Origin of the sequence: Tessaracoccus sp. (assembly GCF_016714275.1) — a bacterium.
Lineage (GTDB): Bacteria > Actinomycetota > Actinomycetes > Propionibacteriales > Propionibacteriaceae > Arachnia.
Window position 1 is genome coordinate 25,322 of the sequence record NZ_JADJNP010000003.1, and the last position, 25,956, is coordinate 51,277.

At 67.3% G+C, this 25,956-nt stretch carries 23 protein-coding genes and 3 pseudogenes; 13 read left to right on the forward strand and 13 right to left on the reverse strand.

Going from position 1 to position 25,956, the window contains the following annotated elements:
• Positions 1 to 8: 8 nt before the first annotated feature.
• Positions 9 to 2,297 carry a glycosyltransferase family 2 protein gene (locus IPJ61_RS13305; protein WP_297108294.1) on the forward strand — a complete coding sequence of 763 codons (2,289 nt, stop codon included), beginning with the start codon at positions 9 to 11 and terminating at the stop codon, positions 2,295 to 2,297.
• A 15-nt stretch (positions 2,298 to 2,312) separates the two neighbouring features.
• Complete coding sequence (locus tag IPJ61_RS13310) at positions 2,313 to 3,854, forward strand: chitinase (protein WP_297108297.1); 1,542 nt, start codon at positions 2,313 to 2,315, stop codon at positions 3,852 to 3,854.
• A gap of 35 nt (positions 3,855 to 3,889) precedes the next feature.
• On the opposite strand, the gene IPJ61_RS13315 is transcribed toward IPJ61_RS13310, so the two are convergent.
• Positions 3,890 to 6,223, reverse strand: a complete 2,334-nt coding sequence (locus IPJ61_RS13315; protein WP_297108300.1) for a putative bifunctional diguanylate cyclase/phosphodiesterase — start codon at positions 6,221 to 6,223, stop codon at positions 3,890 to 3,892.
• Between the two features lie 196 nt (positions 6,224 to 6,419).
• Between IPJ61_RS13315 and IPJ61_RS13320 the strand changes: the two genes are divergently transcribed.
• Positions 6,420 to 6,968, forward strand: coding sequence for a hypothetical protein (locus IPJ61_RS13320; RefSeq protein WP_297108303.1), 549 nt, complete (start codon positions 6,420 to 6,422; stop codon positions 6,966 to 6,968).
• Positions 6,969 to 7,462: 494 nt separating this feature from the next.
• Here the strand turns inward: IPJ61_RS13320 and IPJ61_RS13325 are convergent, their stop codons facing one another.
• The gene (locus IPJ61_RS13325) at positions 7,463 to 7,852 is read right to left on the reverse strand and encodes an SHOCT domain-containing protein (RefSeq protein WP_297108306.1); all 390 of its coding nucleotides are present in this window, start codon (positions 7,850 to 7,852) and stop codon (positions 7,463 to 7,465) included.
• Between the two features lie 190 nt (positions 7,853 to 8,042).
• On the opposite strand from IPJ61_RS13325, the gene IPJ61_RS13330 reads away from it, so the two are divergent.
• From IPJ61_RS13330 to IPJ61_RS13340, 3 genes are all read left to right on the forward strand, one after another.
• Positions 8,043 to 8,330 carry an SHOCT domain-containing protein gene (locus IPJ61_RS13330; protein ID WP_297108308.1) on the forward strand — a complete coding sequence of 96 codons (288 nt, stop codon included), beginning with the start codon at positions 8,043 to 8,045 and terminating at the stop codon, positions 8,328 to 8,330.
• A 113-nt stretch (positions 8,331 to 8,443) separates the two neighbouring features.
• On the forward strand, positions 8,444 to 8,764 hold the full coding sequence (locus tag IPJ61_RS13335) for a phage holin family protein (RefSeq protein WP_297108311.1): 321 nt from the start codon (positions 8,444 to 8,446) through the stop codon (positions 8,762 to 8,764).
• A 5-nt stretch (positions 8,765 to 8,769) separates the two neighbouring features.
• On the forward strand, positions 8,770 to 9,663 hold the full coding sequence (locus tag IPJ61_RS13340; protein ID WP_297108314.1) for a GTP-binding protein LepA: 894 nt from the start codon (positions 8,770 to 8,772) through the stop codon (positions 9,661 to 9,663).
• A 75-nt stretch (positions 9,664 to 9,738) separates the two neighbouring features.
• On the opposite strand, the gene IPJ61_RS13345 is transcribed toward IPJ61_RS13340, so the two are convergent.
• The 9 genes from IPJ61_RS13345 to IPJ61_RS13380 all read right to left on the reverse strand — a co-directional run bounded on the left by IPJ61_RS13345 (position 9,739) and on the right by IPJ61_RS13380 (position 18,989).
• Positions 9,739 to 11,754 carry a DUF2252 family protein gene (locus tag IPJ61_RS13345; protein WP_297108317.1) on the reverse strand — a complete coding sequence of 672 codons (2,016 nt, stop codon included), beginning with the start codon at positions 11,752 to 11,754 and terminating at the stop codon, positions 9,739 to 9,741.
• Positions 11,755 to 11,763: 9 nt separating this feature from the next.
• Positions 11,764 to 11,961 (reverse strand): substrate-binding domain-containing protein, encoded by a 198-nt coding sequence (locus tag IPJ61_RS22240; protein ID WP_366505686.1) that lies wholly within the window; start codon positions 11,959 to 11,961, stop codon positions 11,764 to 11,766.
• Positions 11,958 to 12,827 (reverse strand): LacI family DNA-binding transcriptional regulator, encoded by an 870-nt coding sequence (locus tag IPJ61_RS13350; RefSeq protein WP_297108320.1) that lies wholly within the window; start codon positions 12,825 to 12,827, stop codon positions 11,958 to 11,960. Before IPJ61_RS13350 ends, IPJ61_RS22240 begins: the two co-directional genes overlap by 4 nt.
• 176 nt (positions 12,828 to 13,003) lie before the next feature.
• Positions 13,004 to 14,065, reverse strand: a complete 1,062-nt coding sequence (locus IPJ61_RS13355; protein WP_297108323.1) for an alcohol dehydrogenase catalytic domain-containing protein — start codon at positions 14,063 to 14,065, stop codon at positions 13,004 to 13,006.
• A 31-nt stretch (positions 14,066 to 14,096) separates the two neighbouring features.
• Positions 14,097 to 15,068, reverse strand: coding sequence for a sugar ABC transporter substrate-binding protein (locus IPJ61_RS13360; RefSeq protein ID WP_297108325.1), 972 nt, complete (start codon positions 15,066 to 15,068; stop codon positions 14,097 to 14,099).
• Positions 15,069 to 15,212: 144 nt separating this feature from the next.
• Positions 15,213 to 16,498 (reverse strand): IS3 family transposase gene (locus IPJ61_RS13365; RefSeq protein ID WP_297108328.1). Its coding sequence is split into 2 segments (ribosomal slippage): positions 15,213 to 16,225 and positions 16,225 to 16,498, totalling 1,287 coding nucleotides; the frame shifts between segments, so codons are not numbered across the junction.
• Positions 16,499 to 16,516: 18 nt separating this feature from the next.
• Positions 16,517 to 17,293 carry an ABC transporter permease gene (locus IPJ61_RS13370; RefSeq protein ID WP_297108330.1) on the reverse strand — a complete coding sequence of 259 codons (777 nt, stop codon included), beginning with the start codon at positions 17,291 to 17,293 and terminating at the stop codon, positions 16,517 to 16,519.
• Positions 17,287 to 17,463, reverse strand: coding sequence for a hypothetical protein (locus IPJ61_RS13375; protein WP_297108333.1), 177 nt, complete (start codon positions 17,461 to 17,463; stop codon positions 17,287 to 17,289). Before IPJ61_RS13375 ends, IPJ61_RS13370 begins: the two co-directional genes overlap by 7 nt.
• A complete protein-coding gene (locus IPJ61_RS13380; protein WP_297108336.1) occupies positions 17,460 to 18,989 on the reverse strand; it encodes a sugar ABC transporter ATP-binding protein in 1,530 nt (509 codons plus the stop codon). The genes IPJ61_RS13375 and IPJ61_RS13380 overlap by 4 nt, the downstream gene beginning before the upstream one ends.
• Positions 18,990 to 19,694: 705 nt before the next feature.
• Between IPJ61_RS13380 and IPJ61_RS13385 the strand changes: the two are divergent.
• From IPJ61_RS13385 to IPJ61_RS13405, 5 genes and pseudogenes are all read left to right on the forward strand, one after another.
• Positions 19,695 to 20,290 (forward strand): annotated as a pseudogene (locus IPJ61_RS13385) (BCCT family transporter); the annotation flags it as partial.
• Between the two features lie 37 nt (positions 20,291 to 20,327).
• Positions 20,328 to 21,452 (forward strand): BCCT family transporter, encoded by a 1,125-nt coding sequence (locus IPJ61_RS13390; protein WP_297108342.1) that lies wholly within the window; start codon positions 20,328 to 20,330, stop codon positions 21,450 to 21,452.
• A 98-nt stretch (positions 21,453 to 21,550) separates the two neighbouring features.
• Positions 21,551 to 21,697 carry a YHS domain-containing protein gene (locus IPJ61_RS13395; RefSeq protein ID WP_297108345.1) on the forward strand — a complete coding sequence of 49 codons (147 nt, stop codon included), beginning with the start codon at positions 21,551 to 21,553 and terminating at the stop codon, positions 21,695 to 21,697.
• Positions 21,698 to 22,202: 505 nt separating this feature from the next.
• Positions 22,203 to 23,005 (forward strand): annotated as a pseudogene (locus tag IPJ61_RS13400) (SDR family oxidoreductase).
• 44 nt (positions 23,006 to 23,049) lie between these two features.
• Entirely contained in the window at positions 23,050 to 23,274 is a 225-nt protein-coding gene (locus tag IPJ61_RS13405; RefSeq protein ID WP_297108348.1) for a CsbD family protein, read from the forward strand.
• Between the two features lie 100 nt (positions 23,275 to 23,374).
• Here IPJ61_RS13405 and IPJ61_RS22245 read toward each other — a convergent pair.
• Together IPJ61_RS22245 and IPJ61_RS13410 are read right to left on the reverse strand one after the other, a co-directional pair.
• Positions 23,375 to 23,524 (reverse strand): annotated as a pseudogene (locus tag IPJ61_RS22245) (hypothetical protein); the annotation flags it as partial.
• Positions 23,517 to 24,512: a YihY/virulence factor BrkB family protein gene (locus tag IPJ61_RS13410; protein ID WP_297108350.1), complete on the reverse strand. Its 996-nt coding sequence runs from the start codon at positions 24,510 to 24,512 to the stop codon at positions 23,517 to 23,519. The gene IPJ61_RS13410 and the pseudogene IPJ61_RS22245, both read right to left, overlap by 8 nt.
• A gap of 704 nt (positions 24,513 to 25,216) precedes the next feature.
• On the opposite strand from IPJ61_RS13410, the gene IPJ61_RS13415 reads away from it, so the two are divergent.
• Both IPJ61_RS13415 and IPJ61_RS13420 read left to right on the forward strand, forming a co-directional pair.
• Positions 25,217 to 25,588, forward strand: coding sequence for a hypothetical protein (locus IPJ61_RS13415; protein ID WP_297108354.1), 372 nt, complete (start codon positions 25,217 to 25,219; stop codon positions 25,586 to 25,588).
• Positions 25,585 to 25,860 (forward strand): ANTAR domain-containing protein, encoded by a 276-nt coding sequence (locus IPJ61_RS13420; RefSeq protein ID WP_297108358.1) that lies wholly within the window; start codon positions 25,585 to 25,587, stop codon positions 25,858 to 25,860. Before IPJ61_RS13415 ends, IPJ61_RS13420 begins: the two co-directional genes overlap by 4 nt.
• The last annotated feature ends 96 nt before the right edge of the window (positions 25,861 to 25,956 follow it).

The window sequence follows — 25,956 nt, forward strand, 5'->3', positions numbered from 1 at the left end:
AGGAACCTATGAGCAAGAGCTCATCGGCGCGAGCCCCGCGCCGGCAGTGGGGTGCGGAGCGCAAGACCGCACCCATGGCGATCATGCACACGCCGCCGTCGATGCGGAAGATTGTGCTCGGCCGGATCGCGATCTTGACCACCGTCGTCGCATGGCTGATGTACGTCATCACGACGGTGATGCGCGAGTTCATCGAGGGGGATGCGCAGACGCTGCGCTTCGTCCTCGAGTCCGTCTCGTATCTGCTGGTCGTGACCTTCCTCTCCTTCTCGGCGCTGATGTACCTCACGGCCCGACAGGGTGCGTTGTACCGGTTCCGCGACCACATGCGCGTGCCCCGCGGACCGCTCGACCAGCACTTCGCCGGGGACTACCCCCACGGGATCACGGTCCTGATCCCCTCGTATCGCGAGGAACCCGAGGTCATCACCAAGACGGTGTGGTCGGCCGCGCTGCAGGAGTTCCCGCAGAAGCGGATCGTGCTGCTCATCGACGACCCGCCCTTCCCCGGCGACCCGCGGGACCAGGAATTGCTGGACTTCGCACGCGAGCTGCCCGGCCGCATCGCGGCGGAGCTGGAGGAACCACGGGCGCGGCTCGCCGCCGGCTCGGAATGGCTACGTGACGCACTGAGCGGGGGCAACCCTGCGATGGTCGAGATACTGGCCCGTGTCGCCGACGACTACGGCTTCGCCGCAGACTGGTTGGAGTCCCGCGCACAGGCCCACCCGTTGACCGACCACATGGACTCGTTCTACGTCGACCGCGTCCTGATGGGGCTCGCCGGAGACCTGCGGCTCACGAAGATCGCCCTCGACGGAGCCCTCGCGCAGGACGCGACGCCGACGCCCGAGCGCCTGATCCAGCTGCAGGACCGCCTGGTGCGGATCTTCACGGCTGAGCTGTCCTCGTTCGAGCGGAAGCTCTACGCGTCGCTGTCCCACGAGGCGAACAAGGCCATGAACCTCAACGCCTACATCGGCCTGATGGGCGGGCGGTGGAACGTCGAACCCACCGCCGACGGTGATGTGCTCGTTCCCGCGGCCGACGGCGAGCCCTGCGACCTCGACGCGCCGTGGACCGAGTACCTGCTCACTCTCGACGCCGACTCGATGCTCCTCCGCGACTACTGCGTGCGCCTCGTGCGGCTCCTCGAGGAGCCCGGCAACGAGCGGGTCGCCGTCGTGCAGACGCCGTACTCGTCCTACCGCGGGGCGCCCAGCCGCATCGAGCGGATCGCCGGCGCGACCACCGACATCCAGCACATCCTCCACCAAGGCCTCACCTACTACGGCGCGACCTTCTGGGTGGGCGCCAACGCCGTGATCCGACGCTGCGCGCTGGAAGACATCGTCGAGCGGCAGACGGTCGGCGGATTCGAGATCGCCACCTACATCCAGGACCGGACGGTCATCGAGGACACCGAGTCCAGCATCGACCTCGGCACGCACGGATGGACGCTGGTCAACTACCCGGAACGACTCAGCTACAGCGCGACCCCTCCGGACTTCGGCTCCCTCATCGTGCAGCGCCGCCGATGGGCGAACGGAGGCCTGCTGATCGTTCCGAAGTTCATGCGTCAGCTCCGCGAACGCCGCTTCCGCCGCGACCACATCCTGCGCCGCGAGGTGATGCTCCGCATCAACTACATGGTCTCGATCGCGTGGGCCAGCGTCGGCCTGGTCTTCCTGCTCGCGTACCCGTACGACAGCCGCCTGCTCAGCCCCTGGGTGATCCTGGCCGCGGCGCCGTACTTCCTCTGCATGGCCTCGGACCTGCGGGAGAGCGGTCACCGCGCCACGGACGTGTTCCGCATCTATGGGTTCAACCTGGTTCTGCTCGCGGTCAACCTTGCGGGATCGTTCAAGTCGATCCAGCAAGCCATGACGAACGCCAAGATCCCGTTCGCTCGAACGCCGAAGGTGCAGGATCGGACCGCCGCACCGGGCATCTATGTGCTGGTGCCCTACGCGATCGTCGCGTTCTCCGTCGTCACGTTCGTGCGCGACATCCAGGCCCACAACTGGGGCAACGCCGCGTTCGCGGCGCTGAACGCCCTGCTCTGCGCCTGGGCGATCGTCGCCTACATCGGCATCCGGAACTCGTTGGTCGACATGGCGCTCGGCGTCGTCAACTGGCTCTACGTCCCGGTGAAGCCCGCGCGGAAGCAGGAGACGGCGCCTCCGCGCGAGCCCCGTCCGGTCGATTGGGCCGGCATCCTCTACCACGGCGACCGGCGTCTGGGCCGGGACGTCGCCCGCAAGAACGACCTGCGTCGCCGGGTCAGCCCGCGCTGAGCGAGAGAGCACCACATGTCGAAGAGATTTCCTGGTCGTAGGCTGTCCCCGTTCCGGGCGACCCTGCTCCTCATGGTCGTCGCCGCGTTGGCAGGCAGCGGGGTGTACGGCGTCGGATGGTGGCGCGACGCGCAGGCGGCCGAGGGCAGCGAGCCCTGGTTCGCCGCCTACGTCGACGCCACGGCCACTCCCGCCTACCCGTTCGAGGCGCCTGCGGCCGCGACGGACGGCAACGTCGTCCTGAGCTTCATCGTCGCCGCGGGGCCCGGCCGGTGCGAAGCCAGTTGGGGCGGCTACTACTCGCCGGACGAGGCGCAGGAGAAGCTCGACCTCGACCGTCGCATCGCGCGGCTCCGGCAGTCCAACGGTGAGGTCGTCCTCTCCCTCGGCGGGCAGGCCAACAGCGAACTCGCGCTCGAGTGCGACACCGTCGATGAGCTCTCGGCCGAGTACGCGCGCGTCGTCGAGCGCTACCAGCCCGCGGCCATGGACCTCGACATCGAGGGGCCGGCGCTGGCGGACGTCGCCTCCCGCACCCGGCGCGCGCAGGCCGTCGCCGACCTCCAGGCGAGCCTCGATCACCATCTCCCCGTCTGGCTGACGCTTCCCGTCGGCCCGGATGGCCTCACGCCCGACGGTGTGGCCACCGTCCAGGCCTTCCTCGAGGCCGGGGTGCGTCTCGACGGCGTCAACATCATGACGATGAACTTCGCGAACGCGGAGGCGGCGACCGATCAGTCGGCGGTGGCGATCGCGTCGCTTCGGGCGACGCACCGCCAGCTCGTCGCGCTCTATGCGGATCGCGGCAAGGCCATCGGCTCGATGACCGCGTGGCGCATGATCGGCGCGACGCCGATGATCGGACAAAACGATGTCACCGCCGAGGTGTTCACGCTCGACGACGCCCGTCGCCTGCGCGCCTTCGCCGAGGAGAACCAGCTGGGCAGGCTGTCCATGTGGTCGGCGAATCGGGACGCGTCGTGCGCCCCCGCCTACGTCGACCTCTCCGTCGTCTCCGACTCCTGCAGTGGCGTCAACCAGGGGGAGGAGCTGTTCGCAACGATACTGGGCACAGGATTCGACGGCGCGCCCGCGGGCGGCCAGGGGGTGGGAACGGCGGCGCCGACGGTGCGCCCGGAGGAGATCACCGACGACCCGGCGACCAGCCCTTACCCCATCTGGGACCGTGACGCCTCGTACCCCGCGGAGACAAGGGTGGTGTGGCGACGCAACGTCTACGAGGCGAAGTGGTGGAGCACCAACTCCCAGCCCGACGACCCGCGCGTCGCTCCCGCGGACAGCCCGTGGCGCCTGATCGGCCCGGTCCTTCCCGGGGAGAAGCCGCTACCGCAACTGAGCCTTCCCGACGACTTCTACGCGGCCTGGGATCCGAAGGAGATCTACGTACAGGGCCAGCGGGTGATGCTCGACGGCATCGCTTTCGAGGCCAAGTGGTGGACGCAGGGCGACAACCCCGCCTCCGGCCAGGCCGATCCTGGGTCATCGCCGTGGCGCACCCTCACTCAGGAAGAAATCGGAAAGCTCCTCGAGGGCTGACCCGCCCATCGGGTTCCCTCCGGGGCAACCTAGCCTCAGGGGAGGCGCGCTCGCAGTCCGTGGTGCGTCAGACGCTCCACCATGGCGTCGGCGGACAGCGGCGCGCCGAACCGGTAGCCCTGCATGTAGCGCACGCCGGAGCGGATGAGCTCGTCGAGAGTCTCGTCGTCCTCCACGCCCTCGACGACCATCTCGACATCGAGGTTCCGGGCGAGCATCGCCATGGATCGCATGACCATTCGAGGCTTCGGAGAGTCCATGCCCCTGCTCAGCGCCTTGTCGATCTTCAGCACGTCGAGCGGGAACTGCAGGAGTGAGAGAAGGGTGGAGGAGTCGCGCCCGAAGTCGTCGAGGGCGATGCGCACGTTCTCCTGGGCGCGGAGCCGCTCCAACTCCTGAATGGTCTCCTCGGAGGCCCGGTTCAGCGACGTCTCGCTCAGCTCCAGCGTGAGATGGACACCGTTGCAGCCTTCGACGCGGCTCATCGCCTCCAGGAAGGCGGGATCGGTGACCTGCTCCACGTTGATGTTGACGTGTACGTCGAGGAGCTCGGGGGCGATCTGCTGGAAGCGGCACATATCGCGCACGGCCGTGTCGATCACGTGAGTGCTCAGCTCGGTGAGCAGCCCGAGCCTGCGCGCTTCGTGCACGATGAGGTCCGCGGTGATGCCCTCCAGCTTCGATTCGTGCGGACGGACCAGCGCCTCGAAGGAGACGATCTGGTTCGTGGCCCCGTTGACGATCGGCTGGTAGACGAACGTGAGCTTGCGCTCCCGGATCGCCGTCGCGATCGTCTCTACCAGGTTGACGGCTCCGCTCGGGCGGATCTCGGACTGCGGGGAGGAGCCGGGTACGTGTCTCCCGCGAGCGGCGTACATGCGCGCGTCGGCAGCTTCGACGAGCGACCCGATGTCGGTGGTGCCGGGCGGGGCGTAGGCCAGCCCGTGTGACAGCCACAACGGGATAACGGTGTCGCCTGCGACGAACGGTGCGCTCACCTCGTGCAGGAGCAACTCGACGCGCAGTTGCGCCTCCTCCTCGTTCGCCACGCCGGCCAGGATGAGCACGAACTCGTCGCCGCCGACGCGCGCGACGACGTCCGCTGTGGAGAGGAGCAGCCGCATGCGCATCGCGATCGTACGGAGGACCGCGTTCCCGGTCTCGTGTCCGTGGTGGTCGTTGATTGCCTTGAAGCCGTCGACGTCGACGTACACGACGGCGAATCCGTCCTCCCCGACCGTCGTCGCGAGCGCCTCGCGGAAGCCGTGGTAGTTGGGCAGGCCGGTGAGGGCGTCCGTGACGGCTGCGGACGACAAAAGCTCACGCTCGCGTTGGGCAGCGGACATGGTCACGGCGATGTGCGCGATGGCGTCCAGCACCCGCTGGTCTTGCACAAGGAAGGGCGACTGCGTCGTGCCGCGCCGAGCCACCAGATAGCCCTCGGTGAGCGGCGAGACAATCTCGTTGACGTTGCGCTCGTCCCTGTCCTGCAACGCGACGGTGTATCTGGGCAGCGCTCGCCGCGCGAACTGCAGGGCGTGCGACTCCACGCTGACGTTGTGGGCCCAGGGCAGTTCGAGGGCCGCGGCGAGGGTGCCGGAGAGCTGGGCGGATACCGTCCGAGACTCCCGGAACACACCGCCGGCGAACGCCGCGATTCCGATGAGGAAACTGGCGAGGCCGCCGGCCCAGAAGGGGCCCATGCTTCCGCTGTGCACCGCGATGAGGTCTTGGACGGAGAGCCCGACGATCGATGCCACGGAGATCGCCACCCAGGCCATGACGAGTCGACGCAGCAGCAGCTCGCCGAAGGCCTTACGACGGCTGAGCTCGACCACGACAGAGAGCCGGATGGTGGAGATCATCAGCCTGGTGAGGAGGTAGGCGGCGACGAACACCACCACCGTGATCGGCCAGGGCACGCCCGCTGCGTCGAGCAGGCCCTTGACCACCATGGCGACGAACGCACATCCGAAGAGGTACGAGGTCGTCTCCGAGGCGTCCCCGAGGTGCCGGAACCGGGCGAGCGAACCGAGGAAGTAGGCGCTCATCCACACAGCAAGGGCCTCGGTGGGCGGGACCGTGTTCAGCGCGATCAGGAGCATTGCGGGCGCGGGGCTGACGACCATCGTCGCGTCGATCCGGGAGATCGTGACGGTGAGGGCCGAGGAGGCGAGGGTGCTGACGAACACCACCAGCATCCACAGCGGGTCGCGCACCGGCGAGGCCGTGATCCAGAAGTACCCGAGCAGCGACGCGACGAGGACCGTCCAGATTGTGCCCCAGATGAAGACCGCCCGGTCGCTCAGCCGGCGAGGAACCGCAGGGGTTCGCGCGAGAAGCTCCAGCACCGGCCTGGGATTCATCATGCGCTCACCTAACCGCCCCCCGAGAAGCAGCGGCAAACGCCGATCCACTTTCGGCGACCCGGGGTGATGACAGTGGACGAGCCGACCCCCGCAACTAGGTGTTTGCCGCGTGGCCCGGAGGCGGGGCGCGGAGGCCGTGGCACGATCGACGCGTGCGCAGGGCGGCGCCTGCCCTCGCAGGCGAGGAAGGACAGCCGTGAACGAAGACGACATCCGGAAGGAACCGACCGTTGGCGACGTTCCGCCGTCGGACCCGAGCCTGGCTGACGACATCGTCGGCGCGCCCGACGACGCCAGTGACGGCGCGACCGGGGCCGGTGACGGTCCGCGCATCTCGACCCGGACGGTGGTGATCGCGGGCATCCTCGTGGTCATACTTGCGTTCCTTGCAGGCTTCATCGGGGCTCGGATGGGTTCTGCGTCGCCCCCGAAGCCGGCGCCGACGGTGACCGTCTCGGCGTCTCCGGAACCGAGCGACCCGTCGCCCAAGCCCACCGACGTCTCGCCCGAACCCGACAAGCCCGAGGCCGTGGTGCTGCCGGCGGGAGCCGACGTGCGCGCCGGAATCGGCGTGCCCGACTCCGCTCACGGAGAGGAGGGTGACGTGTTCATCGACCTGGAGTCGGCGGATGTCTACGTCCGCGGCGCCGACGGCTGGCGCCGCGCCGGAAACATCCGCGTGTCCGCTGTCGAACACCTGACCGGCGAGCAGGGGGAACAAGGCAAGGCCGGTGAACAAGGCTAGCAGGGAGAGGCTGGCGAACAGGGTGAGCAGGGTGAGCAGGGCAAGCCGGGCGCTCCCGGGGCCTCAGGGGAGCCGGGCCGCGACGGCACTCAGTTAGTGTTGGGCACGGAGTCACCCTCGGGCGAGTGCATCGACGGCGATGTCTTCATCGACACCGCCGAGGTGCGGTTCTACGCCTGCACCGCCGGCGCCTGGACGCCTGCTGGCTGAATCCTCATCAGCACTACCCAAAAAGGCCCGAAGCTTAACTGGTTTTCCGTCTCGTGACGAGAGGTGTCTCCGAAAGTGGTTGACATTGTGTACTTTCGGGCATAGGCTCCGGATCACGGAGTCGCTTGCGAAGCAAGCCGACCCGACGGTGGAGTCAGGTCTAGGGGGCGAAACCTGCCGTACGTCGGCGCCCATCTGGGGGGAAGGGTGCCGGCGCCCCACCGATTTCTTCCAGGAGGTCCCGCGGAAAAAGGCTTGCGCCTGCCGCGGGACCTCTTGGTTTGTCAGCGGCTGAGCGCCGCCGCCTTCAACTGCGCAAATTCGGTCTCCGAGATGGTGCCCGCGTCGAGGAGGGCCTTTGCCTTCGCGATCTCATCAGCGGGGCTGGTGCCTGCGACGTCGCGGATGTATTCCTCGGTGCGCTCCTTGTTCTGCTTGGCGACAGCACCGCTGCGCTGGGCCATGCCGTCGCCGCGCGCGATGAGGTAGATCAAGGCGGTCAGGAACGGCAGGAAGAACAGCGCCACCAGCCAGAGCGCCTTCGCCCAGCCCGACAGCTTGGTGTCGCGGAACAGGTCGGTGACCACCGAGAAGAGGGCGATCAGGTACGCGATGAACGCGAAGATCCAGAAGAATGTCCAGATGACATCCCAGATGGTGTTGAAAAGAGACATGGAAAACTCCTTGTTGGGTGCACATTGTCGGCACCTCAGCTTAGTTGTCCGAGCCGCCCCGAAAGCGGCGCTGAACGCCCCCACATATAGGGGATCTCCCTCCATGCCGGCGCGGAGGAGTCACTAGACTGGCTGAAGCAGCACCGCGACGCCGAGGATCGGCGGTGCCTGCTGTGAAAGGGAACCAACCATGAGGCTACTTCGTACGGCGGCCCACACGGCCGTCGCCGCCCACACCGTCTCGCGCGTGCAGCAGCGCAATGCCGCCAAGCAGCAGCGCGCCGCCGCTGCCGCCCCGGTCGCGTCGCCAGCTCCAGCACCCGCGTCGCCAGCTCCAGCACCCGCGCCGACAGCGCCCGTGGCGCCCGACACCGGCGCCATGCTCGAGCAGCTCCGCCAGCTCGGTGAGCTGCGCGCCGCGGGCGTCCTCACGGACGCGGAGTTCGAGGCCCAGAAGGCCCGCATCCTCGCCTCCTGACCGGCCTCCCGGCCGTCGCCGTCCGACCCGAAAGGACACGCCATGCCCCGCTTTCTCATCCAGATCGTCGTGAACCTGCTGACCGCGACCATCGCCCTCACGGTGGCGGGGCCGTGATCGACGGCGTGACCGTCCGCCCGACGGGCCTCATCACCGCCGTCGCCGTGTTCGTCATCGCCAACGCGCTCTTCACGCCGTTCATCTTCAAGATGGCCCGCAAGTATGCGCCGGCGGCGATGGGTGGCATCGGGCTCATCTCCACCCTCGTCGCGCTGCTGATCGCCTCCGCGCTGGGCGACGCGCTGACCATCTCCGGCTTCATGCCATGGGTGCTCGCCACGATGCTGGTGTGGGTGATCACCGCGTTGGGCGGCTGGGCCGTCATGGCGTGGTGGATGAAGAAGCGGGTCCAGGCGCGGCGTGACGCAGAATAGGACTGATGACCGCCAAGATCACCGATGCCTCGCTGCGCACGTTCGTGCTGCAGCTGGGGGAGAAGCACCCGCCCATCCGCCTGGGATCAGCTGACCGCACCGTAAACGACCCCGATGCCGTCCGGCGTCGGTTCTCCCACGTCATCGACTATCTGGCGAGGGTCGAACTCGAGGTCGACCGCAACGTCCTCGAGTTGCTCACGATCCTGCCGAACGTGAGCGAGGTCGACCGGATCTTCTACCAGGACGTCTGGTACGGGCAGGAGATGGCGCACGGGCATCTGCTCGATCAGCTGCAGCAGGACATCGGCATGGCGCCCGCAGAGCCGTTCATGACCATCCCCGTCAGGATGAAGCTGCTCGGGGCGCTGGCGCACTGGGAGCCGATTCACGACATCTCCCGGATGCTCTACTACCTGACCGGCGCGTCAACGGAGCGGCAGGCGGTGATCGCCTACTCGACGTTGATCAAGAAGCTCGACGAGATGGGCGAGCGGGCCATCTCGCAGACAATCATCCATCCCATCAAGCAGCAGGAGCCGGGACACTTCGCGTTCTACCGGATGTCGGCGGAGAAGATGATCCAGGACGGGGAGCTGAAGCCCTGGCAGGTCTACGTCACGAAGCAACTCCGCTCGCGCGCCTTCACGATGGTCGGCGTCGACTACGTCAAGGCTTACCAGCGAGACATGGGCGGGGTGCTGACCGAGCTGGACCTCGACATGGAGCTCGAGGTCTACGCCAAGGAGATCGGAAGGCTCGAGGCGAAGCTGCTGTGGGCCAACGAGAACGGCATGGAGTTCCCGCCCTACTTCCTGAAGGCGCTGCGCGAGTCCGTGGAGATGTACCGCGGCAACAAGAGCTTCGAGCGCCCGGACCCGCACGCCTTCGTGTTCTGATCCGCGCTGGTTGAGCCGACCGCGACGCGCGATCACGGCGGCTCTCCGGCACTCGCGCGCCGGCTCACCCAGCGTTCAGTTGGCGGCGAGGAAAGCGCGGTAGTCCTGCTCGGAGATGTCCGCGTACGCCGTCGACCAGTCCGTGACGGCGCGGGCGATGTCGTCGTTCCTTCCGATGTAGCCGACGACGGCCGCCGCGTTCGGCGACTGGCCGTGCGCCCGGGCCAACGTGATCGCGCAGGCCGCGGCATAGGTAAGGAATGGCGCGTCGTCGAGGAGTTCGACGTCGACCCCACCCTTCATGTCGTGGAACTGGCGCACGTACAGATCGGCCTCGGTGGTGCGAAGATAGCCGAGGAACGGATCGGACACCGCCTGCTGGATGCGCTGCATCGCCACGACGCGCTGGCCCTGGCCCGACGCCTCGATGGCGCGCGTGAGTACCTCGGGCTGCTGGATGCCGCCGTACTGTTCGAGGACCGAGCGGTTGGCCTCCTTCGACTGGAGGATCAGGGCGTTTCCGTCGCCGTCCTGGAACAGCGTCAGCGAGCAGCGGGTGCCGACGCTGCCGACGCCGACGACGCGGCGTGCCCAGTCGACGGCGGTGTAGTGCTGCAGCAGGAGCTGGATGTCGTAGTTGGCGGAGACGCGGTACCGCTCGAGGTAGTCGGTGAAGAGGGCGAGGGTCTCGGGCTCGTGCGGGGTCATCGTCGGGTAGGCGTGCACGAAGCGGAGGGTGCCGTCGTCGCCCCTCGTGGTGAGCTTGCTGACGGCGCGCGCGCCGGTGCGCTTCTGCGCGGCCGCGATGGACTGCCGCAGCGCCCTGCGGGACTGCTTGTCGGCACGTTCCAGCCCGGCCTCGGCGGTGAGGTGGGTGAAGTAGCGGTCGGTCGGCGAGAGCGCTATCCCCGCGTAGAGCGTCCGCTGATAGGAGGCGGCGGCGTGGAGCGCGGCCTTGCGGACGAATCGGGGGGCGCTGTTGCGGGCCCGGGCGGCGATGACGACGCTCGTCACGAGCCGTTTGAGGTCCCAGTCCCAGGGCGCCCAGGCGGCCTCGTCGAAGTCGTTGAGGTCGAAGACCAGCGTGCGCTGGGGTGAGGCGTAGAAGCCGAAGTTGGAGACGTGGGCGTCGCCGCAGGCCGCGACCAGCTGACCGGTGTGCGGGGCGCCGGCGAGGTCGGCGGCCATGAGCGCGGCCGTGCCGCGGTAGAACGCGAACGCGCTGGACGACATGCGCTCGGTGCGCAGGGGGATGAGGTGCTGGAGCCGGCCGGCGTTCTGCTCGTCGAGGATGCCGAGCGGGTCACGGGGCCCGGTGGCGAGGGCGGCGAGAGACTTCCGGGGGACGGAATCGCGCAGCCGGCGGCCGGCGTCGAGGAGTTCACGGCGTGAGTGAGTGGGCATCAGGACACCAGGTTTCCGATAAGGGCGGCCATCCCCATGGCGGCGAGGCCGATGAGGAGGGACCGCAGAATGGTAGGCAGGGCGTGGGTGCGGGCGAAGCGGGAGAGGATCAGCGAGGTCAGGGTGAGCGAGATCACGACCGCGACGATCTCGAACTCGTCGACGAGGGCCTGCGGGACAAGGAAGGCGACGAGGACGGGCACGAGCGAGCCGACGAGGAAGAAGAGGCCGGAGCCGAGGGGCCTCGGTGAAGGGCTGGCCTGGGCTCACGACGTCGTGGATGCCGTACTCGGTCTCGAGTTGAGCGGTGAGCGCGTCGGCGGTGCTCAGCTCCTCGGCCACCTTGCGGGCGGTCTCGGCGCTCAGTCCCTTCTCCTGGAAGTGATGGGCCAGCTTGGCCATCTCCTCCTCCGGGCTGAGCTCGAGAAGCCGCTGCTCCTCGCGGATCAGGTCCTGCTGGACCTCGCGCTCCGCGGCCTCCTCCGCGTACTTCACCCCCGCGACGGATACGGCGCCGGCGAGGGCGGCGATCGCCACGACGACGCCGACCGGCTGCGACGTCGCGATCGCCACGCCCTCGGCCGAGCCGGCGATGGCGAGTACCCCGTCGTTGGTGTCGGCGACGCGCGAGCGCACGTACTCGGGCGTGAGGCGGCTGCGCCACGACCCGGGCTCGCGTTCGGTCATAGGCGAAATCTAGCGGTGCTCCCGAGGGTTGGGAGTGCGATTTCGTGACCGCATCACCATCTCAGGGAGCGTGCTTCCGCGGACGATCAGCTCCGGAAGCAGCACGGTCGCCTCGTGCTGATGATGGGGGTCGTCCTCGATCTCCTCGAGGAGCAGCGCCGCGGCGCGCGCGCCGATCTCGGTGGCCGGCTGGCGCAGCGTCGTCAGGGGACGCGGGCGGCGAGCGCGAAGTCGGTGTCGTCGTAGCCGATGACCGCGATGTCGTCCGGCACCCGGATGCCGCGCTCGGCCAGCGACGTGATGATGCCCATGGCCAGGATGTCGTTGGCCGCGAAGATCGCGTCCGGGCGCTTGGCAGCGGGGCGGCTAGCGATGACCTCGCCGGCGTTGACGCCGCCGCGGACGAAGTAGGTCGACGCCACGACCTCCTCGTAGGCGATGCCGAGCTCCTCGCACGCGGCGCGGGCGCCGTCCATGCGGCGGGCGATCTGGGTGAGGTGCACCGGACCGCGCACCAGCGCGATCCGGCCGCGGCCCAACGCCGCGAGGTGCTGCACGGCCATGCGCCCGCCGGCGAGGTGGTCCGCAGTGACGGAGCAGTGCGCGGGGCTGGGGGCGTCGGCGTCGACGTAGACGGTGGGCACGCCCCGCCGCATCGCGGTTCGGAAGGCCGGCTGCGCGGTCGCGAAGGGGTTGAGCAGCAGCCCCTCGACGCGCTGCTCCTCGAACAGCCGCACCAGGCGCTCGGCGGCGGCGACGTCGTGGTAGGCGCTGCCGACGAGCGAGGAATAGCCGTGGGCGGAGAGGACGGCGTCGGCGGAGCGGATGATCTCCGCGTAGAACGGGCTGGTCGACTCGCTGATCACGAGGCCGACGGCGCGGCTCTCCCCCAACCGGAGCGCGCGGGCGGCGTCGTTGCGGATGTAGCCGAGGTGCTCGATGGCGTCGGTGACGCGCGCCCGGGTCGCCGACGCCACCCGGTCCGGGCGGTTGAGCACGTTCGACACCGTGCTCAGGCTCACGCCCGCCATCGTCGCCACGTCACGGACGGTGACCGCACCACTCTTTTGCATCGGGGGTCAATCTATCTGTTCCGCGTCAGCTGTCCGCTTCCGCTCTTGCCACCGAGGCAATGAGCATGATCCTCGACTCGTTGCGCCTGAAGCGGCGTTATCAGCAGACAACGCGTCTCAGACCGCTTTGGGCCGAGGATCATGCTCATTTTCGTAGGACGGCAAGGGCCAACGGCTTACGGGACCAACAGCACCTTGAGTGCGTTCGGTGCGCCGTCGGCCATCTTGAACGCCTCGTCCCACCTCTCAAGCGGGAACGTGTGCGTGACGAGGCCCTCCGTGCGGATGCGCCCCGACTCGATGCCCTTGATCACCGCCGGGTAGGTGAGCCCGGACAGGTGCGACCCGACGATGGTCAGCTCCTTGCCGTCGCCGATGACGTTCCAGTCGGCGGTGACGAGGTCGGCGAACACGCCCATCTGGACGAAGCGGCCGTGGTTGATCAGGCAGTTCAGGCCCTGATTCACGCTGGCGCCGCTGCCCGAGGCCTCGACGTACACGTCGACGCCGAGGCCGTCGGTCAGCGCCCGCAGCTCGGCCTCCAGGTCACAGGTCGTCGGGTTGAACACGTGGTCCGCGCCGAAGTCCTTGCCCAAGGCCAGCCGATCCTCGCGGACGTCGATGCCGATGATCAGCCGCGGCATCGCCGAGGCGACGATGGAGAGCATCGCCAACCCGATCCCGCCGAGGCCCGCGATCACGACGACGTCGCTGTGTCGGATGTTCGCCTGCTCGATGGCGTGCATGCCGCACGCGATCGGCTCGACGAGCGCCGCCTGCTCGTTCGTCAGCGAGTCGGGCACCTTGTGGTTGCGCGCCGTCGAGGGAAGCTTCACGTACTCCGCGAAGCCCCCCTTGCAGCAGTGCTTGAACCCGTACACCGCGGAGCGGGTGCACATCCAGTAGGTGCCCTCCGCGCAGAACCGGCAGTCGTCGCAGGGCACGATCTGCTCCGAGATCACGCGGTCGCCGATCTCGTAGCCGGTCACGCCGTCGCCGATCTCGACGACCTGCCCGACGAACTCGTGCCCGCCGGTGACGGGGGCGTCGATGTAGCGGTCGGCCTCGGACGTGCCCCAGATGCGGATCCCGCCGTGGAACGACTTGGTGTCGCCGGCGCAGATGCCGCAGGCCAGCACCTTGAGCAGGATCTCCCCGGGGCCGATGGTCGGTACCGGGACCTCCTCGTGGCGGTAGTCGTAGGGCCCGTGCGCGACGACGGCGTGCATGGTGGTCATGAGTTCAGGTTCCTCTCAGCGCCGAGTCGGCTTACTTGCCGAACATCTCGTCGTAGTACTCCTGCGCGTTGGTCTTGTCGATGACCGTGATCGGCATGAACTGGTCCTTCTCGACCGTCTCGCCGGCGAGGAGGCCGGTGGTCATGTCGACGAGGGTCCGGCCGTGCACCTTGCCGCCGCCAAGGCTGATCGACGACTTCTGCGGGTCGCCGTTGATGATCGCCTGGATCTCCTGCTGGGTGGCGTCGATGCCGAAGAGGCCGAACTTCTCGAAGTCCGTGACGCCGGCGCTCTTGATGCCCGCGTTCGCGCCCGCCGCGCCGCCGCCGCCGATGGTGGCGATGACCTTCATGTTCGGGTTGGCCTGCAGGAAGTTCTCCGCGTTGGCGACGCCGTCCTCGGCGGTCAGCGCGGGGGCGGTGGCCACGAGCTTGGCGTTCGGGGCGCCCTCGGCGATGGCGTCCTTGATGCCGTTGGCGCGGTCGATGATCTCGGGGAAGGTCGGGAGGTCCATCAGGCCCCACTCGATCGGCTCGTCGCCGTAGACCTCCTTGATCCACTTGGCCGCGAACTCGCCGTTGGCCCAGCCGGTGTTGTAGGCGTCGACCAGCAGCTGGCTGTCGACGTTGGTGAGCACCTGGGTGTAGCCGATGACCTTGATGCCGGCGTCCTGGGCCTTCTTGGTGACCTCGGTGAGCGCGTTGGACTCGACGGCGCAGATGATGATCGCCTTCACACCGCTCTGGATGAAGTTCTCGATCTGGGTTACCTGCTTGGCGGAGTCGTTCTGGGCGTCGACCGAGGTGATCGCGATGCCCTTCTCGGCGCCGTAGGCGATGTCCTCCTTGGCCAGCTCCGCCCATACCGGATTGCCGAGGTCGGCGAATGTCATGCCGACCTGCGTCTTGTCGGAGTCGCCGGCCCCGCCGGGGGTCGTGCCGCCCGAGCAGCCGGCGAACACCATCGTGAGTGCGACGAACATCGCGACGAGGATCTTCCTCATGGTGGTTCCTTTCTGGACCTTTGTTCCGCCTAGGGATCTAGGCCGGGACGTTTTCTGGGTTGATGGACTTCAGTTTCTTGGTTCGGTCGCCGCTGGCCTTCGACATGGTGTCGTAGATGAAGTGCCCTAGGTTTTCTGCCGCTCCTATGCGGGTTGCGGCTCTCGGTTGAGAGTCGCGTAGTGGGCTTGTTCGAACTCGGCGGGTGTGGCGTAGCCGAGGCTCGAGTGAAGCCTACGGGTGTTGTACCAGTCGACCCACCCGGCGGTCGCGTACTCGACGTCGCCGATGGTCCGGTAGGGGCCGTCGTGGAACACGGTCGTGCGGATGCATTCGGTCTTGTAGAGCCCGTTGATGGTTTCCATCAGCGCGTTATCAAACGCGTCGCCAACGGACCCGATCGAGGGGGCGATGCCGTCGAGAGCGAGCTTGTCGGTGTAGGCCAGCGAGACGTATTGAGACCCGGCATCCGAATGCGCCCGGAGTTGCTCGGGCCGGATCGGGTGCCCTTCACGCGCTCGCTCCCACAAGGCCATGCGTAGCGGGATCATCACGAGCTCTGTGTGCTTGGTGGTCTGCGCGTGCCAGGCGACGATGCGTTGCGAGAACACGTCGACGATGAACGCGACGTAGACCCAGCCCGCCCACGTCCGGCAGTAGGTGAAGTCCGTCACCCAGGTGTGATCCGGGCAGGGTGCGGTGAAGTCTCGGTTCAGCAGGTCACCGGCACGGACCCCGTCTTTCGCGGGGATCGTGGTGCGCACGCTCTTGTCGCGGCGGATGCCCGACAGGCCGAGCGCGCGCATGGCACGATCGACCGCGCCCCGCGACGCAGTGGGGATCGAGGTGCGGCGGATCAGGGCGGTCATCTTCCGGCGCCCGTAGAGGCCCTCCGGAGTCAGCACACGACGCATCGTCCCGTCGCGTTCGACAACGGTCCACGCTGCCGCACGGACCGCATCGTGGACCTGCGCGTCCGTGATCGTCCGCGATGCGATGACGCCTTGCCGGTGGGCTCGGTAGGTGCGCGCGGCGATCTTCACGCCCTGCTCACGCAGGACCCTGATGATCGACTCGACCGCGTGACCTTCAGCTCTCATCGTGTCGATGAAGCCCAGCATCAACGGTTGCGGGGGTCGAGTTCCCCCGCGAAGAAAGTCGTCGCCGCGCGCAGGATCGCGACATCCTCCCGCAGGCGACTGTTCTCGGCCTTGAGCCGCTTGATCTCCGCATGCTCGGCACTGGTCACCCCTTCACGGGTGCCATCGTCGATATCGGCTTGCAGCACCCACCGGCGCACCGACTCGTGGCCTACCCCGACCTGGCGGGCAACGGCCGCTGACGCGGCCGTCAGCGACGGATACTCCGACCGGTGCTCCCGCACCAGCCGCACCGCCCGATCACGGAGCGCGGGATCGATCTTCTTCGGCATGACATACATCCTTCCAACTCAAAAGAATGCGGCATCAAACCTGAGGCGCTTCAAGATGACCGCGGCGGCAAGGATCGATCCCTTCATGACGAGCTGGATGTAGGCGCTGACGTTGGCCAGGAGCAGGCCGTTGTCGAGCACGCCGACGATCAGCACGCCGACGAAGGCGCCGAACATGGTGCCCTTGCCGCCCATGACGCTGAGGCCGCCGAGGACGCAGGCGGTCAGCACGCTGAACTCGAAGCCCGCGCCGGTTGCCGACTGGGCCGAGTTCAGGCGAGCGAGCATGAGCACGGCTCCGACGGACGTGAAGAGGCCGCAGAGCGCGTAGACGAGAACGATGTTCTTCTTGACGTTGACGCCCGAGAGGCGAGCGGCCTCGACATTGGAGCCGAGCGCGTAGAAGTTCCGGCCGTGGGTCGTGTAGTTGAGGCTGAACACGCCGACGGCCCAGATCAGCAGCATGATGATCAGAGCGACGGGGATGCCGGGTCCGATACCGGAACTCAGCACCGAGAAGCCCTGTGGGAAGCCGATGATCGGCAGGCCCTCGGAGATGAGGTAGCTGACGCCGTTCAGGACCATCATCATCGATAGCGTGATGATCAGCGGCGCGACCCCCGTGAACGCGATCAGTGCTCCGTTCGCGACGCCGACGAGCGTGCCGAGCACCATCGTCAGAAGCACCGCGAGCACCCAGGGGACGTCGAAGTTGGCCATCAGGACGCCGGCGACGACGACGTTCAGCGAGATCTGGTAGCCGACCGACAGGTCGATGCCTGCCGTGATCAGCACGAAGGTGAAGCCGACCGCGCAGATGCCGATGTCGCCACCTGCTTCGCGATGTTGAAGAAGTTGCTGACGGTCAGGAACTGGGGGGTCCAGATGCTGAAGGCGACGATCAGTGCCACGAGGACCAGCACGATGCCGATCTCCTTGGCGTGCGCCATTAGTTTCGTGTTCATGCGACTCCGCTCGCCATGGCCAGGATCTTCTCCTGGTCGAATTCGGGTTTGGTGAGACTGCCGGCGTACCGGCCGCGACAAAGGACGATGAGCCGGTCGGACATGCCGAGCAGCTCCTCCATGTCGGAAGAGACCATCAGGATGGTCTTGCCGGCCGCGGCCAGCTCGTTCATGATCAGGTAGATCTCGTGGCGGGCGCCGACGTCGATGCCGCGCGTGGGCTCGTCGAAGATCAGGATGTCGGTGTCCATGGCGAGCCACTTCGCCAGCACCACCTTCTGTTGGTTCCCTCCAGAGAGGTTGCCCACCTTCTGGGCGACGCTCGGCGTCTTGATCTGGAGCGACGTCCGGTACTCGTCAACGAGCTGGTTCTCGCGGCGTCGGTCGACGACGCTGAACCGCGAGAGGCGCTTCAGCGAGGGGAGGCTGACGTTCTCCTTGATGGGGAGGTTCAGCAGCACGCCGTGGCGCTTGCGGTCCTCGGGGACCAGGGCGATCCCCGTGCCGATGGCGGCGAGGACATTCCTGGTGCGGGCTGGGCGGTTGTTGACCTCGACGGTGCCGGAGTCCGACGGCGCGGCGCCGAACAGCATCTCCATCAGTTCCGTGCGCCCGGCGCCGACGAGCCCGGCGAAGCCGAGCACCTCGCCGCGGTGGGCCTCGAAGCTGATGTCGCGGACGCCGTTGCCGGTGAGGTTCTTGACGCGGATGGTCGGCTCGCCGACGTCGTGGGTGCGTTCCGGGAACGTCTCGCTGAGCTCGCGCCCGACCATGAGGGTGATGAGTTCGGCCCGGTTGGTGTCCTTGACGTCGCGTGTGGCGACGTACTGGCCGTCGCGGAGGATCGAGACCCTGTCGCCCAGGTGGAAGATCTCCTCCATTCGGTGCGAGATATAGATCACCGTCACGCCTTGCTCGCGCAGCGTCTCGACGACCTCGAACATCGCCTCGACCTCCGTCGTCGTCAACGGCGCCGATGGCTCGTCCATCACGAGGATTCTCGCGTTGCGAGCGAGGGCCTTTGCGATCTCGACGATCTGCTGGTAGCCCGTGGTGAGGTCCTGAACGAGCGTACGGGGGTCGATGTTCACCTTCAGCCGCGCGAAGAGCTCGTTGGCGCGGGCGACCATCGCGCGCCGGTCGAGGACCGGTCCCTTCATGATGTAGTCGCCGAGGAAGATGTTCTCGGCGGCGCTCAGCACGGGGACCAGGGTGAACTCCTGGTAGATGACCGCGATCCCGAGGTCCTTGGCCTGCGGCGGGGTGAGGCCTTCGTATCGGTTCCCGTCCATCTCGATCCAGCCGCTGGATGGCTGGTGCGCCCCGGCGAGCGTCTTGATGAGCGTGGACTTGCCCGCGCCGTTCTCGCCCACGAGTGCGTGGACCTCTCCGGCTCGGAACTCCATGGACACATCAGAGAGCGCAATCACTCCCGGGAACTGTTTCGAGATGCCGTGAAGGGACAGCAGCGAGCCCTCCACCCGGGCATCCCCAGGCGGGCTCGACGGTGCCGAATGACTGTTCATCGTCAACTCCCTTGTATGACGTGCGCGTCGTTTGTGGCGCGACAAGGCGACAGTATCGTAACGTTGCAATGATGTACGGGGTTTGTCTGAGAAAATCTCCGACCCGCCCACCGTTGTTCGCCCCAGTGTCAGGTTCCTCGTTCAATCTCGTCTTACAAGCTACTAAGCCGAGCCGCTGCCGCGCGACCCCGCACGCCCGCTGCCCTGCTTCGAGTGCAGGTGTGGGGAGCCACACGCCAGGGATACGGACGAGCGAAGGCGCAATACTAAAACGTTGCAAACATGCCGTCGCCGTTCCGCTTGCCCTCGCTCGTGAAGCCAGCGTTCCCCCGCAACGCCTGTCTACCGACGAAGGTGCCTGTGTTACGCCGTGACGCCTGCCCTGAAAGGCCCGACAAGGCAGGCGTCACGACGTAGCGCTGGCGGCACCGTTGGAGCGCTGGCTCCACGGTACGAAACGCCGGCATCACGGCGTGAATGCAGGCTTCTGGCGTGCCCTGGGCCGGTCGATTAGGAAGGGTGTAGGAGGAATCTGACCGGTTGATTGAGTGTGACGAGTTGATGAGTGTGACGAGACAAGAGCAGAAAGCGAGCCCGATTCCGGGCGCATCTGAGGGATCCGACGACGCGACGACGGAGCGCGTGGTGGCCCTCATCGACGAGCCCGAAACGGTGGCGAACGGGATGACGGCCGTGCCGACCGAGATGCACATAGCCGAGGACGACACCGACGGCGAGATCACCGCGAAGCTGCGCAGACAAGGCGTTCGTCTCGGACGGGGAGGTGTGGCGCCTGCGGTGTTCTGGCCGGCCCTCGCCGTGATCATCGGCGTGGGCGCCGTCGCCATCGCGCTTCCGGATCGGACCGCCGAGGTGTTCGGCGGCGTGCAGTCCTGGATCGTCGCGAACCTCGGCTGGTACTACGTCCTGCTGATCGGTGGGTTCGTCGCCTTCGTGTTGTTCGTCGGGTTCTCGCGGCTCGGCACCATCCGGCTGGGTCGCGACGACGAGGCGCCGGAGTTCGGGCTGCTCTCCTGGTTCTCGATGCTGTTCGCCGCGGGAATGGGCATCGGCATGGTCTTCTACGGTGTGGGGAGCCGCTGATCTATGCGACCGTTGCGCCCAAGCCGGGCTGGTCCGGAGGGCAGGAGGAGATGGCCGGGCTCGCGATGGCGCAGGCTTTCATCCACTGGGGACTGCATCCCTGGGCGATCCACGCGGTGATCGGGCTTGCGCTCGCCTACGCGATCCACCGTCGGGGCCGGCCGGTATCGATTCGGTGGGCGCTCGAGCCGATCCTCGGCGACCGGGTCAAGGGCTGGATCGGCGACCTCATCGATGTACTCGCGATCTTCGGGACCCTACTTCGGCATCGCGACGTCGCTCGGCCTCGGTGTGCAGCAGATCGCCGCGGGCTTGGAGGCGATCGGGGTCGTCGATCAGGCGGACCTGACCCTGCTCGTCGTCCTGATCGTCGTGATCACCTTCCTCGCGACGCTGTCGGTGGTGAGCGGCATCGGCGCCGGCATCAAGTGGCTCTCCAACATCAACTTGTCCCTCGCCGGGTTCGTCATGATCAGCATGCTGCTGCTGGGGCCGACGCTGTTCCTGCTGGAGAACTTCGTCGAGTCGCTCGGGACCTATCTCGGCAACGTGCTGAACATGACCTTCGACATCGGGACCTACCATGGCGAGACCGGGCACAGGTGGTTCGCCGACTGGACGATCTTCTACTGGGGCTGGTGGATCGCGTGGGCGCCGTTCGTCGGCGTCTTCATCGCCCGCATCTCCCGGGGGCGAACGGTGCGAGAGTTCATCGCCGGCGTCCTGCTCGTCCCTTCCCTCGTGGGATTCGTCTGGTTCTCCGTCATGGGGGGATCCGGCCTCTACCGCCAGCTGTTCGGCGCAGGTGATCTCGTCGACGACGGGGAGATCCACCTTGAGGGGGTGCTGTTCCGGATTCTCGGCGACCTGCCCCTCGGCGGCATGTTCTCGGTACTGGCGATCATCCTGATCGCGATCTTCTTCATCACATCGTCCGACTCCGGCTCTCTCGTCGTCGACATGCTCGCCTCGGGCGGGCATCCGAACCCGCCGACATGGTCGCGGGTGCTCTGGTCAGCGCTGGAGGGTGGGATGGCGATCGCGCTTCTCGCAGCCGGCGGCCTCGGGTCGCTGCAGGCTGCCTCGCTCGCGACCGCCCTGCCGTTCAGCGTGATCCTTCTTCTGATGTGCGTAGCGACCTTGCGGGGGCTGCGGTACGAACTGCGCGCGAGCGACCTGGCTGCTCGCCGCGAACGTCTGAACCAGGCGACGGCGCACATCACCGGCGAGGTGTGGGACAACGTGCCCGACAACCCGAAGCTGCGCTCCTACCTCGACGATCGGATCGATTACCGCGTGTCGCGCAGCCTGGGGATGCTCGGCGCGGGAACCCGCGCGCGAGGGCGACGCCGCCGCTGAGCGTAGTGGCGGTGAATCGTTGCCCGGCGAGGTTTGGCGGATCAGGATCTGGGTATTGCACAGATAGAGAGATCGACCGTCAACGAGAGGAGAGCGACATGCCCAACCCGACACAGTGTCCGGTCTGCAAGATGGCCGTGGATCCGCAGAAGGCTCCGGTTCAGCACTACAACGACGAGGAGTACTTCTTCTGCTCAGAGCACTGCGAGGAGCAGTTCCTGTTGGACCCAGGACGCTACTCGTAGGCCCCCAACGGGGACGGGCGGCGGAGCATTACGCTCCGCCGCCTTTTCGCGCCTGCGGTTTCGCTGCGTCCGGATCCGCGAGCCCTATGAGGATCTGGCGAAGAAGGCACGCGCGGAGTCCGGTCTGGGAGCCTCGCGGGCCATCCGTGACAGCGGGCCGGCCTTCAACGAGTGATCGGTGTCCGAGAGCCGGGTTTCGGTCGAACTCGTCAACCGGCTCCCCTGCTGAGCCATGTCCGCGGGGGTCGATGGTCGGCGGCGCGCCGGTCGGGGAGGGGGATCGGTCCCGTCTGGTCGTCCTTCGGTGGCAATGGTCGCTGTAATCGTTGCCCTGACTGTCCAAACCCGGAACCTTGTGTAGGTAGCCGGGTTCCTGGGTAGGGACATGACCATGAACGAACAGAAAGCGCAGCACGAAGCGATCAACGAGGCCGCGGAGGAACTGGCGACGAGAGACGGCGGCTTCCCCGAACAGGAGCAGCAGCCGCCTGGCCTCACGTCCGAGATGACCCCGGTGCCCGACCATGGCGAGGGGACATGGATCGGCCGCGGCCGCCTTGAGGGCCTCAGGGCCCTCATCACCGGCGGCGACTCCGGTATCGGCCGCGCCGTCGCGATCGCCTTCGCCAGGGAGGGCGCCGACGTCGCCATCAGCTACCTTCCCGAGGAACAGTCGGACGCGGAGAATGTCGCGGAGTGGGTGGAGCGCGAGCAGCGTTCCTGCATCCTGCTTCCCGGCGACATCCGCGACGAGGCCACGTGTCGGCAGGTCGTCGACGACGCCGCGGCTCAGCTGGGTGGGCTCGACGTCCTGGTGAACAACGCGGGCTTCCAGTGGGCCCGCCGGCCCAACGGGCTGGAGGACGTCACCACCGAGGAGATGGACCAGGTGTTCCGTACCAACCTCTACGCCCTGATCTGGATCACGCAGCAGGCCCTGAAGTACATGAGCAAGGGGCAAGCATCATCAACGTCAGCTCGATCCAGGCCTACGAGCCCTCCGCCTCACTGATCGACTACGCGGCGACAAAGGCGGCGATCAACAACTTCAGCGTGAACCTCGCGGACGAGCTGGGTCCGCGAGGCATCCGGGTCAACGCCGTCGCGCCTGGTCCGATCTGGACCCCGCTGCAGCCCGCAACCAAGGAGGGCGAGGACATGCCGGGCTTCGGGGAGAACACTCCGCTGGGCCGCGCCGGTCAGCCTTCTGAGCTGGCGGGAGCCTTCGTGTTCCTCGCCTCGCCGCTGGAGGCTTCCTACGTCTCCGGTGCCGTCGTCGGTGTGACCGGCGGCCGGCCGGTCTTCTAGGGCCTGGTACGGAAGCGGAAGATCACCTAACGAAGGAGCCCGACGTGACCACGGATCCCTATGAGGATGCCCCGCCGAGTGACACCGCTGCCAACGAGTTCGCTGGCAAGGTCAAGCGAGAGTGGGGAGACATGACCGACGACGAGCGCGTGGAAGCCGAGGGAGCCAGGCAGGAGTTGGAGGCCGAGACCGACGAGCCCGCGGACCGTGAGGCCCGCGAGGACGCCGAGCGCAACCGCCGCAGCACCAACGGCCCGATGGGCTGGTAGTCCGAGGTCCCACCGGGTGGCCGACCACGCTGCGGGAATGGTCGGCCGCCCTCTTCGTCTTACTTCCGGGGCGGGACGTGCCGCCCGTCTCGGCGATCTGAACGTCGGTCCAGGCTGGCGGGACGGCGAGGGCCGCGATGCGGTCGATCTCGGCCCTCCTGCGGATCCGACGGCCCCTCACGCGGTAGACGAAGCCGCCGTCGCTCCTCTCCCGAGTAGTCGGTTGCCGCCGTCCCCGGCAGTCAGCCATCCCGATCCGCGTCCCTGCGGATATCGCGGGCCTCGCTGATCAACTCCTGCTTCGCGCGCCGATCCTTCTCCGCGACGCGCGTGTCGCGCGGCGGCAGCTGGATGTCCTTCTCCGCGGGCCGCCCCTCCTGAAGTTCCCGGCCCCGCTCGATCTCGGCGTCGAACTCGGCACCGAAGAGGAGCGCGAGGTTGCCGATCCACACCCAGAGGAGGAACACGACGACGCCGGCCAGCGAGCCATACGTGCGGTCGTAGCTCGAGAAGAGCGCAACGTAGAGGCCGAAGCCAAGGCTTGCGACGGCGAGGGCGACGATCGCAAGGAGTGCGCCGGGGCTCACCCATCGGAACGCTGGCTGTTTCACGTTGGGGGTCGCGTAGTACAGCACCGCCACGAGGAGCATGACCACGAAGACGAGCAGCGGCCACTTGAGGTAGCTCCAGGTGGTTAGGGCAACCGAGCCAGCGCCGATGGCGTCCCCGAGCACCTGGACGACCGGGCCTGAGAGCACCAGTGTCAGCACCGTCACCGCCAGCGCGGCGACGGACAGGAGCGTGACGAGGAGCTGCATGGGCCGCAGCTTCCAGAAGGGGCGACCCTCCGGCACCTCATAGATCCGGTTCATGACCCGGGTGAACGCCGCGACATACCCGGAGGCAGACCACAACGCGACGAGGATGCCGCCGACCAGGGCAAGGCCGGCTCCTGGAGCCTGGGCGAGCTGCGCTATGGGCTCCCGCAGGGCAGTCGCCGTGTCGCCTGGCGCGATCTCTTCGATCAAACGGAGGATCTCGTTGGCCACCTCCTCCCGTCGACCGACGAGGCCCACGAGGGAGAAGGTGGCGATGAGCGCGGGGAACAGGGCCAGGATGGCGTAGTAGGTGAGACCGGCGGCCGCGTCGGTGCACTCGTCCGCTACGAACTCGCGCAGCGTCCTCTTGAGAATGTGCTTCCAGGACCTGCGTGTGAGCTGCGTCGGGCTATCCGGCACTCTGAACCTGCTCTCGCACGTTCTCGACAGTCTCGGACATACCTGCTCCTTTCGTTGGCCCGCGAGGGCGCATGTGTGTAGTCATGTAACCGATAACTGCTCGGTTGAAACGCGGTCCGCGGGCTCCGGCTGGGAGTGGCCCTGCGGAGCGAGGAGCAGCGCGATGAAGTTGGGGCATACTTGGGGAAGGCAACCGTTGCCGTACTGGCGAGGTCTTCTCGCTCTGGAAGGATCTCCATGGCACAGCGGTCTGGCACCCCTCATTTCTCTTCTCGCGCCCAGCCGGTGTCGTCTGGTCCCGCGTCGGAGCAGCCGACACTTGTCCCCCTTCCACCGTGTCGGAGGAAGAGGCGCGCGTCCACGTCATCGACGCTGAGTGGCGCCGCGCAGTGATGGAGTCGATCCGCGACGGATGATCATCTTCGACTCCGAAGGGCTCGTCATCGAGATGAATCAGGCCTTCGCGGACCTTTCGGTTACCGCCTTGAGGAAGGACCGTTTCGGCCTCCCTACCCGTGGTGGCCGACCGAGGAGGAGGACGCGGAGGCTCTCCGGGACATTCGGCGTTTCTACGAGCAGGTCCAGATCGGGGTCGTTTCGAGCGGGAGTTCGTGTTCTACGGCCGGGACCGCGACCGGATATGGGTCCACTCGAGCGGCACGGCGATCCACCACGCGTCTCTCGGGACGACACACCTGCGCGTAGTGCGTGACATCACGCGGGAGCGCGAGGCGCAGACGCGCCGCGCCGCCGCGGCGGACGTGAGCAACGCCTTCGCGGTTACCGACGATCTCGCCGACCTGATCGGGATCGCCGAACACGGGTTCGGACTGCTGTTCGACGGCGAATGCACCATTCAACTCGGCGACGGCGAGGCGAGCCACTGGTTCAACACCACGGAGTTGGCGAGCGTCGATTCCCTGCCGCTGCCGGTGAGGGTGGGGCTCGGTGGAGCACCGAGCCCCGACACCGTTTCCTTGCGGCCCGGCATCCTTTTCGTCCCGCCCACGCCCGGTGTGCAGTGCAGGGCGTGGGTGCAGTTCCGCGTCCGCGCCGCATCAACGTCGACGAGATGATCGCGGCGGACCTCCTTGCGGTCGGTTTCGCGGCCGCCGTTCAGCGGTTGTCCGTGGAACAGGAGACCTCCGACCGTGTGGCCAACCTGCGGGTTGCGGTGGAGAGCCACCGTCTCGTCGGCCAAGCGACGGGAATCCTGGTGGAGCGGCACCACATCCTCCCCGCCGTCGCCTTCGAGCGGCTCCGACGGGCGAGCCAGCGGCGCAACGTAAAGGTCCGGGACCTTGCCCGGCTCGTGATAGAGACCGGACTCGAGCCTGAAGAGGCCTAGGACCTGTTGCGAAAGCGGAAGATGGCCTACTGCGCAGCGCCCTGGCACGCCGTCTGCTTCGTTGCACTCGTCGACGGGAGGGCCGACTAGCGTGTT

What these genes read in the sequence shown, in the direction of transcription:
- IPJ61_RS13350 (WP_297108320.1), bottom strand. Translation starts at nt 12,827, where the DNA reads ATGCAAAAGAGTGGTGCGGTCACCGTCCGTGACGTGGCGACGATGGCG.
- IPJ61_RS13325 (WP_297108306.1), bottom strand. Translation starts at nt 7,852, where the DNA reads ATGTCTCTTTTCAACACCATCTGGGATGTCATCTGGACATTCTTCTGG.
- IPJ61_RS13340 (WP_297108314.1), top strand. Translation starts at nt 8,770, where the DNA reads ATGACCGCCAAGATCACCGATGCCTCGCTGCGCACGTTCGTGCTGCAG.
- IPJ61_RS13310 (WP_297108297.1), top strand. Translation starts at nt 2,313, where the DNA reads ATGTCGAAGAGATTTCCTGGTCGTAGGCTGTCCCCGTTCCGGGCGACC.
- IPJ61_RS13315 (WP_297108300.1), bottom strand. Translation starts at nt 6,223, where the DNA reads ATGATGAATCCCAGGCCGGTGCTGGAGCTTCTCGCGCGAACCCCTGCG.
- IPJ61_RS13375 (WP_297108333.1), bottom strand. Translation starts at nt 17,463, where the DNA reads ATGAACACGAAACTAATGGCGCACGCCAAGGAGATCGGCATCGTGCTG.
- IPJ61_RS13330 (WP_297108308.1), top strand. Translation starts at nt 8,043, where the DNA reads ATGAGGCTACTTCGTACGGCGGCCCACACGGCCGTCGCCGCCCACACC.
- IPJ61_RS13360 (WP_297108325.1), bottom strand. Translation starts at nt 15,068, where the DNA reads ATGAGGAAGATCCTCGTCGCGATGTTCGTCGCACTCACGATGGTGTTC.
- IPJ61_RS13420 (WP_297108358.1), top strand. Translation starts at nt 25,585, where the DNA reads ATGATCGCGGCGGACCTCCTTGCGGTCGGTTTCGCGGCCGCCGTTCAG.
- IPJ61_RS13395 (WP_297108345.1), top strand. Translation starts at nt 21,551, where the DNA reads ATGCCCAACCCGACACAGTGTCCGGTCTGCAAGATGGCCGTGGATCCG.
- IPJ61_RS13380 (WP_297108336.1), bottom strand. Translation starts at nt 18,989, where the DNA reads ATGAACAGTCATTCGGCACCGTCGAGCCCGCCTGGGGATGCCCGGGTG.
- IPJ61_RS13345 (WP_297108317.1), bottom strand. Translation starts at nt 11,754, where the DNA reads ATGACCGAACGCGAGCCCGGGTCGTGGCGCAGCCGCCTCACGCCCGAG.
- IPJ61_RS13305 (WP_297108294.1), top strand. Translation starts at nt 9, where the DNA reads ATGAGCAAGAGCTCATCGGCGCGAGCCCCGCGCCGGCAGTGGGGTGCG.
- IPJ61_RS13390 (WP_297108342.1), top strand. Translation starts at nt 20,328, where the DNA reads ATGTACTCGCGATCTTCGGGACCCTACTTCGGCATCGCGACGTCGCTC.
- IPJ61_RS13355 (WP_297108323.1), bottom strand. Translation starts at nt 14,065, where the DNA reads ATGACCACCATGCACGCCGTCGTCGCGCACGGGCCCTACGACTACCGC.